Source organism: Olivibacter sp. 47 (assembly GCF_030372825.1).
GTDB classification, from domain to species: Bacteria; Bacteroidota; Bacteroidia; order Sphingobacteriales; family Sphingobacteriaceae; genus Olivibacter; species Olivibacter oleidegradans.
Map to the genome: position 1 here is coordinate 3,939,353 of NZ_JAUCNR010000001.1, position 19,888 is coordinate 3,959,240.

10 protein-coding genes and 2 pseudogenes are annotated in these 19,888 nt (G+C 43.7%); all 12 read left to right on the forward strand.

The features are described from left to right. The first annotated feature begins 18 nt into the window (after window positions 1-18). The 12 genes and pseudogenes from QT327_RS17330 to QT327_RS17385 all read left to right on the forward strand — a co-directional run bounded on the left by QT327_RS17330 (window position 19) and on the right by QT327_RS17385 (window position 19,885). Window positions 19-1,977, forward strand: coding sequence for a RagB/SusD family nutrient uptake outer membrane protein (locus QT327_RS17330; protein ID WP_289553571.1), 1,959 nt, complete (start codon window positions 19-21; stop codon window positions 1,975-1,977). A gap of 41 nt (window positions 1,978-2,018) precedes the next feature. Further along, the gene (locus QT327_RS17335) at window positions 2,019-2,414 is read left to right on the forward strand and encodes a hypothetical protein (protein ID WP_289553572.1); all 396 of its coding nucleotides are present in this window, start codon (window positions 2,019-2,021) and stop codon (window positions 2,412-2,414) included. 503 nt (window positions 2,415-2,917) lie between these two features. Next, window positions 2,918-4,474 (forward strand): polysaccharide lyase, encoded by a 1,557-nt coding sequence (locus QT327_RS17340; RefSeq protein ID WP_289553574.1) that lies wholly within the window; start codon window positions 2,918-2,920, stop codon window positions 4,472-4,474. 1,276 nt (window positions 4,475-5,750) lie between these two features. Continuing rightward, window positions 5,751-7,639: pseudogene (locus tag QT327_RS17345) on the forward strand (DUF6298 domain-containing protein). Between the two features lie 13 nt (window positions 7,640-7,652). After that, window positions 7,653-9,056, forward strand: coding sequence for a glycoside hydrolase family 140 protein (locus QT327_RS17350; RefSeq protein WP_242627212.1), 1,404 nt, complete (start codon window positions 7,653-7,655; stop codon window positions 9,054-9,056). Window positions 9,057-9,118: 62 nt separating this feature from the next. Continuing rightward, window positions 9,119-10,036 carry a glycoside hydrolase family 43 protein gene (locus tag QT327_RS17355; RefSeq protein ID WP_130856432.1) on the forward strand — a complete coding sequence of 306 codons (918 nt, stop codon included), beginning with the start codon at window positions 9,119-9,121 and terminating at the stop codon, window positions 10,034-10,036. Between the two features lie 464 nt (window positions 10,037-10,500). Beyond that, a pseudogene (locus tag QT327_RS17360) lies at window positions 10,501-12,212 on the forward strand (exo-alpha-sialidase); the annotation flags it as partial. Further along, window positions 12,213-12,359 carry a hypothetical protein gene (locus QT327_RS17365; protein ID WP_289553577.1) on the forward strand — a complete coding sequence of 49 codons (147 nt, stop codon included), beginning with the start codon at window positions 12,213-12,215 and terminating at the stop codon, window positions 12,357-12,359. It begins immediately after the preceding pseudogene. 152 nt (window positions 12,360-12,511) lie between these two features. Further along, window positions 12,512-15,148 (forward strand): glycoside hydrolase family 2 TIM barrel-domain containing protein, encoded by a 2,637-nt coding sequence (locus QT327_RS17370; RefSeq protein WP_289553578.1) that lies wholly within the window; start codon window positions 12,512-12,514, stop codon window positions 15,146-15,148. Between the two features lies 1 nt (window position 15,149). Beyond that, a complete protein-coding gene (locus tag QT327_RS17375; RefSeq protein WP_130856434.1) occupies window positions 15,150-17,915 on the forward strand; it encodes an alpha-L-rhamnosidase in 2,766 nt (921 codons plus the stop codon). Window positions 17,916-18,060: 145 nt separating this feature from the next. Beyond that, complete coding sequence (locus QT327_RS17380; protein ID WP_130856435.1) at window positions 18,061-18,747, forward strand: DUF3826 domain-containing protein; 687 nt, start codon at window positions 18,061-18,063, stop codon at window positions 18,745-18,747. 1 nt (window position 18,748) lies between these two features. Next, window positions 18,749-19,885 carry a sialidase family protein gene (locus tag QT327_RS17385; RefSeq protein WP_242627214.1) on the forward strand — a complete coding sequence of 379 codons (1,137 nt, stop codon included), beginning with the start codon at window positions 18,749-18,751 and terminating at the stop codon, window positions 19,883-19,885. The last annotated feature ends 3 nt before the right edge of the window (window positions 19,886-19,888 follow it).

The following is a 19,888-nucleotide window of genomic DNA, read 5'->3' on the forward strand; positions in this document are numbered from 1 at the left end:
CACCATTATTTGATCATCATGAACAAGAAGATATTGATTTTTGCAATGACCGTACTTACAATAGTCGGATGCAAGAAAGATTTTTTGGAGGAAATGAAAAGTTACGATAAATACGACGACAGTATTTTTGAGAACGAACTCCAAACAGGTTGGTATATCGACCGGATGTATAACTATTATTTTGTGAGTTACCGAAACCCGCTACAGCAGGTAGTTGGATTGTATAAAGACGATCGGTCAAGAATGACAGAAGAAATAGGAGGCACGGTGGGCGACTATATCAATCCGACTAAGACTTTACAATTAGCCTCACAAGCCGACGGCTATTATGGTAACTCGGTAACGGCCAGTGTACAGAATAATCCCTACACTCGCATACGATTTGCAAACTTCCTGATCGGCAGAATCGACCAGTCGGGGCAAGGACTGTCAGACTCCTTTAAAAGATCCGCCAAAGGACAGATGTATTTCTTAAGGGCCCTACAGTACTTCGATCTTGTTAGGGTTTATGGAGGTGTACCTTTGGTAACTACTGTCCAAGAAAATAGTGCTACTGATGAAACCATTCGAGAGCCAAGAGCTACCTCGTCGGCATGTTTTGAGCAAATCGTGAAGGACTTGGATTCGGCGGCCGCACTGTTGCCGATGCGATGGGACGGCGAAGCAAACAACTATGGGCGACTTACCGCAGCAGGTGCACTGGCTATGAAAAGTCGTGTTCTATTGACGGCTGCCAGCCCATTGTTTAATAAAGATTGGGATAACCCAGCTAATGAACGTTGGCAAAAGGCCTTGGATGCCAGCTTAGATGCGGAAACAAAATTGACGGGTGCTGGGTATGGACTGTTTGGTTCAAATGCAAAGGACTGGGCAGAAATGACCTTTAGAAATGATAATTCGTTTAATCCGGAAGCTTTGATGGTCTTTTTATTATCAACTACCTCCACCGGTTCTGCGGGCTATAACAATGGATGGGAAAATCAAGTTCGTCCAGCTTCTTATCGAGGAGGTGGAGGTCTGGCTGCGCCCAAAGAGATGCTCGATCTTTTTCCAATGGCCGATGGTTCGCGTCCTAATGCCGACAATTATGTAGACACCTTCTTCTTTGTAAACAGAGACCCTCGGTTCTATCGAACATTCGCTTTCTCCGGATCAAAATGGGGAATTAAGGGTAACGAAAATAAATCGACCTGGTTCTATAGATGGAAAGACAATGAAACATCTACCAAGGTGACCTATTATGCGAATGACCAAACCAATAGCCCTGCACTAGTTCGCAAAATGTCCGATCCTGCGGCAGATAGCACCGGCTTTGCTTTTTCCGGTACGGATATCTTTGAGTATCGTTATGCGGAGCTGTTGCTTAATATAGCAGAATGTTATGCTGCTCGAGGAGAGATTGGAAACGCGGTGAACTACCTGACCAAAATTCGTCAACGGGTTGGTATTCCCTCGGCGAATAATTACGGAATAGGCATGCCGACCTCTAAATACGCTGCTTTGGAGGCATGTTTATACGAACGAAGGGTAGAACTGGCTTATGAAGGAAAGCGCTTTTGGGATATACAACGTTGGATGCTTTATGATAATATCCAGGAAAGTGGCAATTCGGTACAGAAGCTAGGCTTGAGCCCGATAAATGGTACGAAACGTACAGGCTATTACTGGCAATCAAAAACCTTTGGTAGGGATCCGCTGACCAATGCCGATAGAAACATCCTGATTGATCCTGATGCTGCGAACTTTAATGAAGAAATCGCCAAGCTAAAGGCAATTTATCAAAACTACTTTGTGATGACACCATTAGACCAAGAATGGGATCGCGTAAACAATGCACCGGTTACCATCCTATTCCGTCCCAACTATTACCTATCCGGGCTTTCGGCAACGGTGTTGAGTAACAACTCTTGGCTGGCGCAGACAAAAGGCTGGTTGGATTATTCCGGGGCTAGTGGTACTTATGACTATCAGCAATAAGCTGTAATTGAATGTTATGTTTAACCTTTTATTAAATAAATATGAAAAAGCAACAAATGGTGAGAGGGTTGGTAATATTTAGCTTTATTTTACTCGCTAGTTTTAAGAGTAGTTATGCGCAGAATGTAGAGATTCCTATTATTTTGCCCTACACAGGTAATTTCAACAATTGGATTATTACATTCACAAGTGGCAGTGACACTTATACTTTCGAAACAAATGATGACACCTTTGATTCGGGTATTTTAGGTACCCTACCTAAGGGTACTTATACGATTAATTTTAACAGTCCCTACTTTAGTTCTGAGAACTTTGATATTTTGGTTTACGATGGGTCAGATCTCACCGGACATGGTATAACCTCGTTTACAGATCTTACCTTATACAATGTTGTTATTGGTGATGAACCGCTTATTCAAATAGATGCCGGTTATTAAAATGCATCAAAACGACTGATAATAAGTTTCTTCTTTTTTGTAATACATTAGTTTAATTTTTGGTGATACGCGGCACAATCTTAATGATTGTGTCGCTTTTTTGTTTTTAGATGATAGACGGCGAAATGAGCATAGGATATTGACTAGATCTATTAGCAGAAAAGTAGTGTTATCTGCCGATTTTTAAAGCCTTGATTGCAATAACAACTAAATAATTGAAAAATGTCCTTCTCTATGTAATAAATTCGTGAAAGATAATATTGTATAATATCGCGTCAATATACTATAGAATATTTCGTGTCATCTTGACGATATTTGATACTGTATATTTAACCAAGGTTCCTTACTTTCGGGTAGGGTAAACAAAAGCTAACCTTTAAGTAAATGCTATAAACTAATGAAGAAGTTTTTTTTTAGTGCTACCCTTTTTTATTGGGATCGTTGCAACAACATATGCCCAATACCCAAAAATACCACAAGATGTCAAGCGGAAGAGTGACTCGATGATGAAGGCCACAGCATGGCAATCTGAAATTGCTTGGCAAAAAGCCCTGCCTATTATTGAAGAAGAAGCAAAAAACGGGAAACCCTATGTGCCTTGGGCATCGAAGGCCATTGATTTGCCACAGGCCGATATTCCGGCATTTCCCGGTGCTGAGGGGGGCGGAGCCTATTCTTTTGGCGGTCGCGGTGGAAAAGTAATTGTAGTTACGAGCTTAGCAGACAGTGGCCCCGGTACATTGCGGGAGGCTTGCGAGCAGGGTGGGGCGCGTATCGTCGTATTTAATGTTGCAGGAATTATTCGTTTAAAAACACCTTTGATTATTCGCGCTCCGTATATCACCATCGCAGGTCAATCTGCGCCAGGAGACGGGGTTTGTGTCGCCGGGGAGTCTGTTTGGATTAATACGCATGATGTAATTATCCGTTTTATGCGTTTCCGCAGAGGCGAAACATGGGTTGGACGAAGAGACGATGCCATTGGCGGCAATCCGATTGGCAATATTATGGTTGACCATGTTTCAGCAAGTTGGGGATTGGATGAAAACATGTCGATGTATCGCCACATGTATAATGATAGTACCGGGAAAGCGATGGAGGAAAAGCTTGGAACCGTAAATATTACCATTCAAAACTCAATTTTCTCAGAAGCTTTAGACACCTGGAACCATGCTTTTGGTAGTACCCTAGGTGGCGAAAATTGTACGTTTATGCGGAATTTATGGGCAGATAATGCAGGTCGGAACCCTTCTGTCGGTTGGAACGGTGTTTTTAATTTTGCTAATAATGTAGTATTCAACTGGGTGCATCGTTCAACGGATGGGGGCGATTATAAGGCCATGTATAATATTATCAATAATTATTACAAGCCCGGTCCACTCACACCGAAGGACTCACCAGTGGGCTATCGCATCATTAAACCGGAATCGGGTAGAAGCAAATTGCCTTACGTGGTATTCGGTAGATTGCATGTCGCCGGAAATATTGTTGAAGGGAATGAACGGGTTACCAAAGATAATTGGGATGGCGGCGTACAAATTGAAGGAAAAGATGGAAATGAAATGAGTTTGGAAACTGCCAAGACCTATTTTGCCAAAATGAAGTACGACAAACCGCTTCCTATGGCTAAAATCAGCATTCTGCCTACTAAGGAAGCTTATAATTATGTGCTTGACAATGTCGGTGCGACACTTCCAAAAAGAGATCCGGTGGATACACGCGTTATAGAGCAGGTTAGAACAGGAAAGATAAATTATTTAAAAGATGTAAAATTGCCTGAAACGCAATTTGAACATCGTCGATTGCCAATTGACTCCTATAAACAAGGTATTATTACCGATATTAGTCAGGTAGGCGGCTATCCTGAGTACAAAGGGACGCCTTATAAGGATAGTGATAAGGATGGGATGCCGGACGAGTGGGAAAAAAAGAATGGTTTAAATCCCAATGATCCAAGTGACGCATCGAAATATGCGGATAACAGTTATACGAATATTGAGAATTATTTGAATAGCCTGGTAGATGTAAAGACGGTGAAGCCGGTTTTAGCAAAGAATTAAGATTATCGCTGGTTGCGATTGGTTTAATATGGTTTATTGTGGTTTTAGTAGTTGGTTAGTGTGGTCCCTTACCTTTGCGCTCTGCTTAGGTAAGGGTAACACGCTTTATGCCCAAGACGTACTCGATTCGCCGTTGAAATGGGAAAGCAATCAATTAGTATATACGGCAGATAGTTTGGGCAATCGTATTCCTGATTTTTCCTACAGTGGATATAAAGGAGGGGAGGAAGCGATCCCTTTGGTAGAAGCAAAGGCCTTGGTTAAACATCAAACGTCCGATGCAACGGCTACTATCCAGTCGGCTATAAACTACGTTGCTCAATTGCCGCTTGATCAAAATGGATTTCGAGGTGCTATATTGCTTGAAAAAGGTACTTATCAAATTGATGGCAGTTTGGTGATTCCCGCTTCGGGCATCGTCTTACGTGGCAGTGGCGCAACGGAGAATGGAACCGTATTGATTGGCACCGGTATAAGTCGGGAAACCTTGATCCGAATTGTCGGAGTAATGGATAGTACGCAAAGCCATACACAGAAAATTAAAACGAAATATGTACCCGTGAATGCCATGGCATTCGAGGTGACAAATAGTAAGTCTCTTAAACCGGGCGATGGAATCACCATTCATAGGCGCTCGTCAGCGGCTTGGATTAAAACCCTAGGGACTGATCATTTTGGAGGTGGTATTACATCCCTGGGATGGAAACCCGGGCAGCGGGATATCTATTGGGACCGGAAGATTACAAAAGTTGAAGGAAACAAAATTTACATTGATGCGCCTATTACGACGGCGCTGGATCATCGCTATGATACAGCAGCAGTTAGTGTCTATCAATGGAAGGGACGAATTGGGCAAATCGGTATTGAAAATATAAGTTTGGAGTCGAGCTTTGAAGCTTCCAATCCTAAAGATGAAGATCACCGATGGACGGCCATAACAATGGAAAACGTAGAGGATGCTTGGGTTCGGCAAGTCAATTTTAAACATTTTGCAGGCTCAGCAGTTTATGTAGCAGAAACAGGTAAACGGATAACCGTAGAGGATTGTAAATCGACAGACCCTATATCAGAGATCGGCGGGCAGCGTAGAAATACTTTTTTTACCAATGGGCAACAAACCCTATTTCAACGCCTCTATGCAGAATATGGTTATCACGATTATGCAGTAGGCTTCATGGCGGCAGGGCCTAATGCCTTTGTGCAATGCCAAGCAGTACAACCTTTCAGTTTTAGCGGAGCGGTTGATAGTTGGTCATCTGGGAACTTGTTCGATTGTATGAATATTGACGGTCAAGCCCTGCGTTTTTCCAATTTGGAACAGGACGGGAATGGGGCCGGCTGGGCGGCCGCGAATAGCGTGTTTTGGCAATGTTCGGCTGCTCGCGTAGAATGTTATCAACCTCCGACGGCTCAAAATTGGGCTTTTGGAACTTGGGCACAATTTGTCGGGAATGCTTATTGGGAACAATCTAATGAGCATATTAAACCCTACAGTTTGTATTATGCGCAGTTAAGTCAACGGTTGGATGATCGTGCTGTCGGACGAGCAATTTTAATGCCCGAAGAAACGGAGGCATCCAGCAGTCCCTCGGTAGAAGTTGCCGAGGAGTTAACCCAATTAGCTGGCAAGCCCAAATTGACATTGAGTCAATTTATTGATCAAGCTAGTGAACGCACCCCTATATCTTTAAAGTCCAAAGAAGCCAAGCTGATTATTGTGGTTTCACCGAAAGCCGAAAATTCAATTACTTCATCGCCGTCGACTATACATATAGAAAATGGTTGGCTTGTAGGTAAAAAAGGTGTACTAACCGGAAAGCGGCAGGATGTGCAATGGTGGAACGGCAGTGCACGGCGCTACGCGCTGGAAAAAGCCCGCCCACATATCACCCGTTTTGTTCCCGGACAGGTAGGAAATGGCCTGACGGATAATTTAAAGGGCGTTGTCGACACCTTGAAGAATCAGCAGGTTGTTGCGTTTGAACATAATTATGGGCTTTGGTACGATCGGAGAAGAGATGATCATGAACGTATACGTCGTATGGACGGCGATGTATGGCCTCCGTTTTACGAATTACCCTTGCCAGAAGCGGTGAAGGACTCGCTTGGGATGGTTTAAGTAAGTATGATTTAACTAAATATAATAAGTGGTACTGGTCGAGATTAAAAACTTTCGCCAACCTCGCAGAAGCACAGGACATCTTGCTCGTTCATCAAAACTATTTCCAGCATAATATTATTGAAGCGGGCGCCCATTATGCTGATTTTCCATGGCGTACAGCAAATAATATTAACCAAACAGGTTTTCCTGAACCTCCACCCTATGCCGGCGACAAGCGGATTTTTATGGATGCCCAATTTTATGATGTTAGTAATCAACATCGGGCGGCTATCCACCGTGCCTATATCAGGCAGTGTCTAAATAATTTCAAGGAAAATAAAGGCGTACTGCAGTTAACGGGCGCAGAGTATACCGGACCGTTGCATTTCGTTCAATTTTGGCTGGATGTCATTGAGGAGTGGGAAATAGAAAACAAGCAGCAGGCGCTAATCGGGCTGAGCACTACGAAAGATGTACAGGATGCGATATTGGCCGATGCAAAGCGTAATAAAATCGTCAAGGTGATTGACATCCGATATTGGTACAAACAGGCCGATGGTAGCACTTATGAGCCCAAAGGGGGGCAGCATTTGGCACCACGACAGCAGGCGAGGTTGTTCAAACCGAAGAAAACATCCTTCGAGCAAGTTTATCAGGCTGTTTCCACTTATCGGGAACAGTACCCTGATAAGGCAGTGATCTATTCGGCAAACGGCGCAGAAAGTAATGGCTGGGCGGTATTCATGGGAGGAGGTTCATTGGCAAGCATTCCAAACTCACTACCCAGCGGCTTTTTATCCGCTGCTTCACAGATGAAGCCACAAGCAAGTGAAAAAGCAGGGATGTATATGCTGCAAGGAGAATTTGGAGAGCGAATTATTTACGCTGACGGCTTAAACGAACTGGAAGTCGATCTGTCCAACAGTAAGGGGCGATACATCGTGCTTTACCTCGATCCGGTAACTGGAAAGGTTAAGGGAAAGCAACACTTACAAAGTGGTAAAAAACAACGAATTCAACTAAGAAATACTAACCAAAGCATTGTGTGGATACACCGTGCTTAACAACCGACATATTATGATAAAATTTAGCAACTATGCTTTCATATTGGCCTTTTTCTGCTTTATGAGTTGCACTAACAAACAGAAGAAAGAAGATTCTCTTCCACGTTTGAAAGTGTCTGAAAATGGGCGTTACATTGTGACGGAGGATGGTAAGCCCTTCTTTTGGCTAGGAGATACCGGCTGGTTATTATTTAGTAAGCTTACCAAAGAGGAAATCGACCGATACTTAGAAGATCGGCAAGAGAAGGGCTTTAATGTGATTCAAGTGATGCTATTGCATACATTGAAAGCTAAAAATACGTATGGCGATTCCGCCCTCATAATGGGGAATGTAGCAAATCCAGCGATTGGAGATACAACCGGGCAAGATAGCACCCAGCTAGCCTATTGGCAATTAGTGGATTACACGGTTAAAAAAGCGGCCGAAAAAAGCATATACCTGGCTTTAGTGCCGGTTTGGGGCACCAATGTAAAAGAGGGCGGGGTAAGTAGCGAGCAGGCTAAAACCTATGCTACTTTCTTGGCCGAGCGCTATGCATCGGCACCTAATATCATTTGGTTAAACGGGGGCGATTTGAAAGGAAGTGATTCAATTGACGTTTGGAAAACGATTGGAAATACCTTAAATCAACTCGATTCTAATCACCTTATTACCTTTCATCCTCGAGGGCGCACTACTTCATCTGAATGGTTTCATCAAGAATCATGGCTTGACTTCAATATGTTCCAGTCGGGCCATCGGCGCTACGACCAAGACACCTCTGCAAATGAAACCAATCATTATGGTGAGGATAACTGGCGTTTCGTAAAAGGTGATTATCAACTAACACCTACAAAACCAACAATAGATGGCGAACCATCTTATGAAGGGATTCCGCAGGGTCTGCACGATCCGAAAGAACCGAGATGGACAGATAAAGATATACGTCGTTATGCTTACTGGTCGGTATTCTCCGGTGCTTTCGGCTTTACCTATGGTAATAACTCGGTGATGCAGTTTCTAAACGAAAGCGATAACGATTCAACTGCAGCTTACGGTGCCACAGAATTATGGAGAGATGCTATAAAGAATCCAGGAGCCGGACAAATGCGTTATTTAAAGGAACTGATGTTATCAAAATCCTTTTTAGATCGCGTGCCCGACCAATCATTATTGGCAGAAAATGGAGAACGCTACGATTACAAAGTCGCAACCCGAGGTAAAGATTATGCGTTGATCTATACCTATAATGGAGGAACTATTAAGGTTAATCCTGTAAAATTATCAACGGGCAAATTGAAAGCATCTTGGTTCGATCCGCGTACAGGTGTCTATACCGCAATTGGCGAGGTACAAAATACAGATGGACAAAGCTTTGAAGCACCAGGCGGAAAGAAGGAGGGGAATGATTGGGTATTGGTTTTAGAGGCGATTTAGCTTTGCCAGTTGTAAGTTATAAGTTGTAGGTTTTGAGTAGCCGAAGGTTAAAAGTTTAAAGCATGAGACTGTTTAAATACGTAATACTGACTATATTGATAGGACTGTTTTCCGCTTGCTCCAAAGATATATATATGTTTAGTTCTTTTCATGAGCCGGCGGATGCGGGATTACGGTTGTTGTATAGTGAAGATGCTTACCACTGGAAAGATTTGAACCATGTATTTCTTAAACCTACGGTGGGTACCCAAAAGGTAATGCGTGATCCCTCCATAGTTCGAGGCCCGGATGGCCTGTTTCATTTGGTCTGGACCTGTAGCTGGAAAGGCGACAAAGGTTTCGGTTATGCAGCATCGAAAGATTTGATCCATTGGTCGGAACAACGCTTTATACCGGTTATGGAACATGAGCCGGAAACGGTAAATGTATGGGCACCTGAATTGTTTTATGATGATGAGGAAAAGCGGTACATCATTATATGGGCTTCCACTATTCCTTATCGTTTCGAGAAGGGCGTGGAAGAAGAGAAAAACAATCACCGAATGTACTATACCACTACAAAGGATTTTAAAAACTTTACGAAGGCACAACTCTTTCTTGACCCTGGGTTTAGTGTCATTGATGCCGTGATTGTCAAAAGAAAACCGAAAGATTATGTGCTGGTGCTTAAAGATAATACAAGGCCAAATCGTAATTTAAAGGTGGCTTTCGCTGAAAAAGCTTTAGGACCTTATCACGATGTTTCCCAACCCTTTTCAGGTGAAAAAACAGAAGGACCGAGTGTGGTTAAAGCAGGAGAAGATTATCTGATTTATTTCGATTCATATGGTGATAAAAAATATAAAGCCGTAAGTACAAAGGATTTTAAGCAATTTAAAGCGATCGACGACGAGGTCAGTATTCCTGAAGGGCATAAACATGGTACCATTTTCAAAGCAAGCAAAGGCGTTTTGAAGGGATTGAAAAAGGAAGTGGAATAAGAAGGGATGATATGACTGCTTTCGTTGTACCTCCCCGCAGTGACGATACTATGTACGTCCTTGCAAACCGAAGCGATTGGTTATGACGTGGGAGTGAAGCAATCTTAACTATATCGTTTTCAGGTGTAACGATTGCCATAAAAGAAAATTACTATCGGAAAGTTTACCTAAGAAGGTTTTGCTAGGCAGTCACTGGTCGTCAGCGATAAATCCGGCCTAGAAATATCCGGATAGAAGAGGCTAAGGAATGGCAGAAGTTTTCATAGGAGATTTCAAGCCGGGAGTTTATTCACAAGTGTTTGTTTCAAAAGGTGTTCATGAGCTCCCTTTGGTCGGTTTTGGTACCTTTTTGCGGAAACCTCGAGCCTGTAGGCGAGAAGCTTGAATGCCTTAAAAACTGACAAATGATGAAAAAAAGGTACACGTCATTGGTAATAATGATTGCTTATAAAAGAATCTATAAAATGATATTCAAACTAAAAACAACAATATTAGTATTTAGCCTCTCCTATCTACTTCAAGTAGGAAAGGCAGCCGCTCAGGACACAGTAAAATACATCGGCACCACCTTATCCAATGTAGATTACCATCACGGTCAGTTAAGTCCGGCCGTTGGCGTACACAATATTCAGGTATTTAGAGCTAATAGAGAGCACCCTGAATTGGCAGGAGGACATAACTGGACCTACAATCATCAACCCATGCTTGCTTATTGGAACAATCAATTCTTTTTGGAGTTTTTGAGCGATCCCATTGGTGAGCATATTCCACCAAGTGAAAGTTTATTACAGACATCGAAGGATGGTTATCAATGGTCAGATCCCGTGGTAGTCTTCCCGCCTTATAAAATACCCGATGGTTGGAAGAAGAAAGGAAATGATAAGGTTGCCAAAGACCTCTACGCCATCATGCATCAGCGCATGGGTTTTTATGTGTCAAAGAGCGATCGCTTATTCGTGTTAGGCTATTACGGCGTGGCCATGGATGCAAAGGATGATCCGAATGACGGAAATGGCATCGGGCGGGTGATTCGTGAGATATACCGAGACGGTCGTTTCGGTCCAATTCATTTTATCCGTAATAATGCTTCCTGGGATAAAAAGTTATCAGCCTTTCCGTTTTTTACCGAAAGTAAGGACAAAGGATTTGTGAAAGCCTGTGAAGAGCTGTTGGCACAGCCCCTGATGATGCAGCAATGGGTAGAGGAAGCAGATCGGGACGACCCCTTAATTCCATTGAAACGCGCTATTAAAGCATTCAATTACTACCACCTTCCGAATGGGCAGGTGGTGGGCTTATGGAAGCATGCATTGACTTCGATTAGCACCGATGGAGGTAAAACCTGGGCGTATGATCCGCTGCGCGCACCGGGATTTGTGAACAGCAATGCCAAAATATGGGGCCAGCGCACAGAAGATGGGCGCTATGCTACGGTGTACAACCCTTCTGAATTTAGGTGGCCACTCGCGGTTTCCACTAGTGATGATGGTCTTCACTATAAGGACTTATTATTAGTAAATGGTGAGATTTCATCTATGCGCTATGGCGGAAACTATAAATCTTATGGTCCGCAGTATGTGCGTGGAATTGTGGAAGGTAATGGTAATCCCCCGGGGCAGGCCATGTGGGTGTCTTACAGTATGAATAAGGAAGATATGTGGGTAGCCCGTGTCCCTGTTCCGATTACTTCCGAAGTCACGCAACCGATCAAAGAAGTCTTTAGTCGGATGACGGATGGTAAAGAATTAAACGATTGGAACCTTTACAGTCCGCTTTGGGCACCTGTTCAGATCGAGAAGACCACTAATGGAAACAAGGTTTTGGCTTTACGGGATAAAGACCCCTACGATTATGCAAAGGCAGAACGAGTAGTACCTGAAAGCAAAAAGTTGTCGGTAAAATTTACCTTGGTTCCACAGCAGGTTGACCATGGACTCCTCCATATAGAATGCTTGGATGCAAAAGGACAGGCCGCTGTACGTTTGATATTGGACAAGGATAGCCTCTTAAAAATCAAAGCAGGTTATCGAGATTCCAAGTTAAGTACTTATCAGGCAGGTGACGCTTTACAAATTGAATTAAAACTCGATGTAAGCAGTCGCTCGTATACGGTTGCTGTCAATGGTGAGCAGAAAGGAACAAAAATATTTTCGCGCCGGTAGCTAGTATTAGTCGTGTGGCCTTTCGAACAGGCGAAGTGAGGCGTTTTCCCGATGCAGATACACCAACAGACCAAGACTTTGACCTGAAAAATCCGGGAGATCCGGTGAAAGAGGCGGTTTATTATATTCAAGACTTCAGTGCTGAACCCTTAAGTAAATGAGATGAAGAGGCCTATTGTATACATTTGCTTTCTATTTGGCTTACTTTGCCTTTTTTTTACTTCCCAGGCCCAAGAAGCAAAACGCCTTTACCTATCGGGCACAGGGAAAGACAATCGAGTAAATTGGGAATTCTATTGCACAGGCGGAGCTCATGCAGGGGAAATGGACTTCTATTCCCGTTCCGTCCAATTGGGAGTTGGAAGGTTTTGGGAACTATAATTATGGCTTTGATAAAACCGAGCAGGTTGGGAAAGAGGAAGGTTTATATAAATATCGCTTTCCGGTTCCTAAAAAATGGAAGACGCAACATATTAACATCGTGTTTGAAGGCGTGATGACGGATGCCGAAGTGAAGGTTAACGGCCAGCTGGCCGGTCCCATTCACCAAGGCGCTTACTACGCTTTTAAGTACGATATTTCGAAACTTTTGCATTACGGAAAAGAGAATGTGCTCGAGGTGAAAGTATCTAAACACTCCGCCAATGAGTCGGTAAACGCAGCAGAGCGGAAAGGCGACTTCTGGATTTTTGGTGGTATCTTCCGCCCCGTATGGCTAGAAGTGTTGCCCCAACCGCATATAGCACGCGTTTCGATCAATGCCTTAGCAAATGGTGCCTTCGAATCCCTTGTAAAAGTTAATGGACAAGCTGACCGGATACAAGCACAAATTTATACACTGGAAGGTAAGGCCGTTGGCAATGTCATGCAGCAATCACTGGCTGGTGATCAGGCGCAGATCAGTCTGAAAGGCCATATCGAAAAGCCTTTGTTATGGTCGGCCGAATTCCCTCATCGTTATGAAGTCGTGTTCGACTTATATGATAAAAACAAATTGATCCATCGGGTTAAGCAGCGATTTGGCTTTAGAACGGTGGAAGTAAAGCAGCGAGATGGTATCTACGTCAACGGGGTAAAGATGAAATTTAAAGGAGTTAACAGACACTCCTTTTGGCCCAGCTCAGGAAGGACAACCAGTAAAGCCTTAAGTATCGAAGACGTTGAGCTGATGAAAGCTATGAATATGAATGCCGTCAGGATGTCACATTATCCGCCAGATGATCATTTCCTGGAAGTCTGTGATTCGCTCGGACTTTATGTAATGGATGAATTGGCGGGATGGCACGGGCATTATGACACCTCAACAGGTACCAAGTTGCTAAAGGAGATGATGATTCATGATGAAAATCATCCATCCATCGTGCTATGGGCCAATGGAAACGAGGGCGGCCATAACTTTGATTTAGATAGCATTTTTCTACAAGAGGACAGGCAGCAACGCCCTGTTGTACACCCTTGGCAATTATTCGGCGGGATCGAGACGCAACACTACCGAGAATATAATTATGGCATTGGGAATTACGATCATGGGAAGGATATTGTGATGCCTACCGAGTTTCTCCATGGCATGTACGATGGCGGTCACGGTGCCGGATTAGAAGACTATTGGAAACATATGTGGTCAGAACCGCTTTCAGCGGGCGGGTTTTTATGGGACTTCGCCGATCAAGGCGTGGTACGAAAGGATAAAAAGGATTCCATCGATACCGATGGCAATCGTGGTGCCGACGGTATCGTGGGACCCTATCGGGAAAAGGAGGGGAGCTTCTACGCCATTAAAGAAATATGGAGTCCTGTATTTATCGAGCGCAGGGAAATTACACCCGCCTTCGATGGTGTCTTGTCCATTGAAAATCGCTATGCCTTTACCAATCTCAACCAATGTTCCTTTACATGGAAGTTGAAGACTTGGTCGGGCGATGGGGTGGCTACTGATTCTGTTAGTGGAACCATAACATCGCCGGATATTAAACCATTTGAAAAAGGAACCTTACATATAACACTTCCCCAAAACTGGCGAAATTATCAGGTCTTGTATCTTACAGTCCGCGATCCTTATAAAAAAGAACTGTTTACCTGGTCGTTTCCCGTGCAAATTCCAAAGGAAGTGGCCAGCCAATTAATTAAAGAAGAGGGAACGAATAAAATAACCCATGAAGAGCGGGATAGCTTACTTCTCGTGCATATAGGAGCGCTGCGCTTGACCTTGAATAAGCAAAATGGCCAATTGTTACAGGTGACAAATGGAAAAGGAACGATCCCTTTCCATGACGGTCCCGTTCTGCAGCAAGGCATAAATAACTTTGGCAATTTTCAATTACATCAGGACGGAGCCAAACTCGTTTTTGCTTCTACGTTCGACAAAAAAACAAATTACAATACATTGGAGTGGACTTTCTTCCCTTCGGGATTGGTGAAACTTTTTGTACGTTATTTTCCGGGGGATTATTTCACCGATTATGTTGGCCTGAATTTTTCACTTCCCGAGAAGGAGATGTTGCGTGTTACTTATATGGGTAGAGGACCCTATCGCGTGTGGAAAAATAGGATGAAGGGGCAAAGTTTGGGCGTATGGGACAAAGCATATAATACGAGTGAAACGGGCGAGGCACCGTGGTTGTATCCTGAATTTAAAGGTTATCACGCGAATCTATACTGGGCGCGTATCAAGACTAAAAACCATTCCTTTAAAGTAATAACTCCCGATGAAGATATCTTTCTGCGACTGTACACACCTGCGTTTAAGGAAGACCCGTGGAAAAATTATGATCTCGTCTTCCCTTCGGGTGATATCTCCTTTATGCAAGGAATTTCAGGAATTGGGACGAAAACCCAAAAACGGGAAAATACAGGCCCCATGGGTATGAAAAACATATTTTACGACTATGAAAAGGATCCTACACGTGCAAAAGAGTTGACCTTGTATTTTGATTTTAACGAGCAAGAATAACATGCAAAGTAAGCGTTTATTGGTTTTTCTTTTCTGTACTTTATGGTTTTTTCCGGCAGTTTTTGCCGAGATGACCGATGTGCGGTTAAGCGATCTACGCTGTGAATCGCTAACTAATCCATTGGGGATTGATCAAGAGGTTCCGCGACTGAGTTGGCAGCTAATCGGCAGTAAACGGGGTCTGATGCAAACAGCTTATCAGATACAGGTGGCGTCTTCTTTGGATTTATTGAAACAAGGATACGCCGATCGATGGGATTCAGGTAAGGTATTAAGTGATAGTAGTATACAAGTACCCTATAACGGAGAAAAACTGAATAGTCGCGATCAATGTTATTGGCGGGTGAAAATTTGGACAGATGATGGAGAGACTCGGTGGAGTGAACCTGCTTATTGGACTGTCGGTCTTTTGCGATACAATGATTGGAAAGGTAGATGGATTGGTCTCGATCGATCCTTTGATTGGGACCGTGAAGATCAATTCTCCAGGTTATCGGCGCGCTATTTCCGCAAGGAATTTCAAACGGATAAAAAGGTCAAACGGGCAATGGTTTATATCATAGGATTAGGCCTGTATGAACTTTATATAAATGGTGAAAAGATAGGAAAACAAGTACTAGCCCCAGCTCCTACTGACTATACGAAGGAAGTAAAATACAATACTTTTGATGTAACTCAATACCTTAATCAGCGCGGTAAGCATGCGCTTGGCGTTATATTAGGCAATGGTCGTTTTTACACCATGCGGCAAGCCTATAAACCATATAAAATAAAAACGTTCGGCTATCCAAAGATGCGTTTGAATCTTGATATATGGTATGAGGACGGCACGAAGGAAACAATCAGCACGGACGACACCTGGAAAGTGACTGCGGACGGCCCCATACGAACCAACAATGAATACGATGGTGAAGAATATGATGCACGGAAAGAGTTGCCTGGTTGGCATCAGGTAGGGTATGACGATCAAACTTGGCTCAAAGCGTCTTTTGTACAGGAACCAGGCGGTATGCCTCGTGCACAACTCAATGAACCTATGCAAGTAATGGATACCTTGCGACCGAAAACGATTCGTCTACTTAATAAAAATACTTATATCGTCGATATGGGGCAGAACATGACCGGTTGGCTGAAAATCCGGGTAAAGGGCGCTTCCGGAACGGCTGTAAAAATGCGTTTCGCCGAATCCCTTCAAGCAGATGGGAGCTTGTTTGTTGCTAATTTAAGAGACGCGAAAGTAACGGATGTATACACCTTACGTGGCGAAGGAACGGAATATTGGGAACCACGCTTTGTTTATCATGGCTTTCGATACGTAGAAATAAGCGGCTATCCGGGGGAACCTACCTTAGACGATTTGCAAGGCTTAGTTGTTTATGATGCCTTGGCAACTACCGGCAGCTTTACAAGCGACCGGCCAATCTTGAATGCGATTTACCAAAATGCATGGTGGGGGATTGCGGGAAATTACAAAGGCATGCCGGTTGACTGTCCTCAACGGAATGAACGACAGCCCTGGCTTGGTGATCGTACAACAGGTTGTTATGGAGAGAGTTTTTTGTTTGATAACGCGAAGTTATATGCCAAATGGCTGGACGATATTCAGGGTGCTCAACTGCCGGACGGAAGCATCCCGGATGTAGCACCTGCTTTTTGGCGCTATTACAGTGATAATGTAACTTGGCCGGGAACCTATTTGACCGTTGCCAATATGCTGTACCAACAATATGGGGATGTATATGCTATCAGGAAGCATTATCCATCCATGAAACGATGGATACAGTATATGTGGGAAAATTATGAAGAAAATGGATTGATCACAAAGGATAAGTATGGTGATTGGTGCGTGCCACCGGAATCTAAAGAACTGATCCATTCCAAAGATCCATTACGTCAAACGGAGGGCATGTTATTGGCCTCGGCAAGCTATTATCAGCTGTTGCGACTGATGCAAGGCTTTGCGGATATTGTAAACAATGAGGTCGATAAGCAATTCTTTGAGGCCAAAGCAGCGGATATAAAGGAAGCTTTTAACCAAAAGTATTTGAACAAGAGTTTAGGACAGTATAGTAATAATACGGTGACGGCAAATTTACTTCCTCTTTATTTCGATATGGTTCCAAATGAATACCGAAAGCAGGTTTTTGAAAATATCGTTACCAAAATTACGAAGGAGAACAAGGGACATATCAGCACGGGTGTCATTGGTACGCAGTACTTAATGAGAGGACTTAGCAATCAGGGGCGTGCTGACCTAGCCTTTCAGTTGGCAACAAACACCAGCTACCCCAGCTGGGGATATATGGTGGAAAAAGGTGCAACGACGATTTGGGAACTATGGAATGGTGATACCGCAAATCCTTCCATGAATTCCCAAAACCACGTGATGCTATTGGGTGATTTACTGATCTGGTATTATGAACATTTAATTGGCATAAAAGCAAATAAACCAGGTTTCAAGCAAATTGTTATGAAGCCCGATTTCAGTCTCCCGCTCATGCAGGTAGAAGGAGCCCATCGTTCAGCATATGGACAGATCCGGAGCAGCTGGAAAAAAGGAAAAGATAAACTGCAATGGACTATTGAAGTACCGGGCAATACAACCGCGCTGGTTTATTTTCCAACATCAGATCAAGAAAAAATCCGTGAACATGGAGAAGGAATAGAAGGTCTGGAAGGCCTTCGATTTGTGAAAAAAGAAAATGGCCATAGTGTATTTGAGGTGGGAGCCGGAACGTATCAGTTCAGTGTTGACTTAGTTGAGTGATGAGTGATGAGTGATGAGTGCTGAATGATGAGTGATGAATGATGAGTTGCGAGTTACCCGTTGTGAGTTGTGAGAAAGGTTTGTGTGACTGAAAGCTGATTGCTGATAACCGAAATCCGATAGCTAATAAAAATAAATTGTAGAGATGAACCAATTAAAAAACATCAAGATCTTAAGTTTCCTGTTTGCTTTGTTGCTATTCGCCTTTGCGAGTTATGGCCAAGATGATGCTGCGCGTTTAGCAAAGTCGGATGCCGAGCAGCTTAAGAAAGCGCAGGAATGGGTTGGAAGTTTGGCACTGGACAACAAAACGAAAGAAGAACGTTTAGTACAAGTGGTAGTCAGGCACCTAAAGGCCGTACGGGATTGGCACAATGGTCACCCGTTTACGGAGGTACCGGCGGGTATCAATCCCGCGACGGGAAATAAGTTAAGTGAACTCGATCGGCAAATCATTGCGGATAGTGCCATGCCGACAGAAGTTCATCAACAGTTAATGGACGGTTTGCGAAAAGATTTGACTGAAGAGCAGGTAGCGACTATTCTGGATAAATACACGATCGGCAAAGTTGCTTTTACAACGAAAGGTTATGAAGCGATTGTTCCCGATTTAACAGCGAAAGAACGGGAGGTGATCAAGCAAAACCTCGAGCAAGCACGGGAGCAGGCGGTGGATTACAAAAGTATGAAGCAGATATCTGCTGTTTTCGAGATTTACAAAACCAAAATTGAACAGTATTTCAATGCAAATGGCCGGAACTGGCGTCAACTATTTAAAGCCTATGTCGACGCGGCAAAGGCGAAAAAAGCAAAGGAGAAAAATAATGGTTAAAATGATGAAGATTAGTTTATTAACCTTGCTTATGCTCGGTGTATTTATAGGCGCGCATGCCCAAGAAAAGCAGCCGTGGAAACAAGGCATCCTGAAAGAAGAGTTTTTGTATGAGAAAGCGGCTTTTCCATCGTGCCATTCAGCAACTATGGCAGAAACGCCTAGCGGTTTGGTAGCAGCTTTTTTTGGTGGGACCAAGGAGCGTCATCCCGATGTGGAGATTTATGTTTGCCGCTTTGAAAACGGCACTTGGACGGCTCCGGTTTCGGCTGCAGACGGCGTACAGGCAGAAGGTAAGCGCCTACCTACCTGGAACCCCGTGCTCTATCAAATTCCGGGCGGCGATTTACTTTTGTTTTATAAAATCGGTCCTAAACCCTCAGCGTGGTGGGGGATGCTAAAGCGCTCGAAAGATGGTGGAAAAACCTGGTCGGCTGCCGAAAAGCTACCAAATGGCCATATCGGTCCGGTGAAAAATAAACCCGTCTTACTCGATAACGGACAACTTTTTTGCCCCAGCAGCACCGAAGGTAACGGCTGGAAAATCCATTTCGAAGTAACGCCGGATTTTGTGAAGACTTGGCGTAAAATTGGCCCTTTGGCCGCGAAGGATAGTATTGACGCGATCCAACCAAGCATCCTCGTACATGGTAATCGCACTTTACAGTTGCTTGCGCGTAGTCGCAATAGGGCTTTAGTGCAATCATGGTCGACCGACAACGGCGAAACCTGGTCGCCACTCGAAAAAACAAGCTTGCCGAATAATAACTCAGGAACCGATGCGGTAACGATGGCCGATGGTCGCCATGTATTGGTTTATAACCATGTACTTCCTCCGGGAAATCTGGCAAAAGGCCCCAGGACACCTTTAAACGTATCGGTATCAAAAGACGGAAAGAGCTGGTCGGCCGCCCTGATACTAGAAGATTCTCCCATTAGCCAGTATTCCTATCCTGCCGTGATCCAAACGAAAGATGGTTTGCTGCACTTTATTTATACTTGGAGGCGACAAAAAATAAAACATGTTGTCGTTGATCCAAACGAACTCAAGCTGTTGCCTATTCAAAATGGAGAATGGCCGAAAGTAAAGGGGTATACAGCTCCTAAACTAGAAGAATACAAGAAAGAGGAAGATTAACAA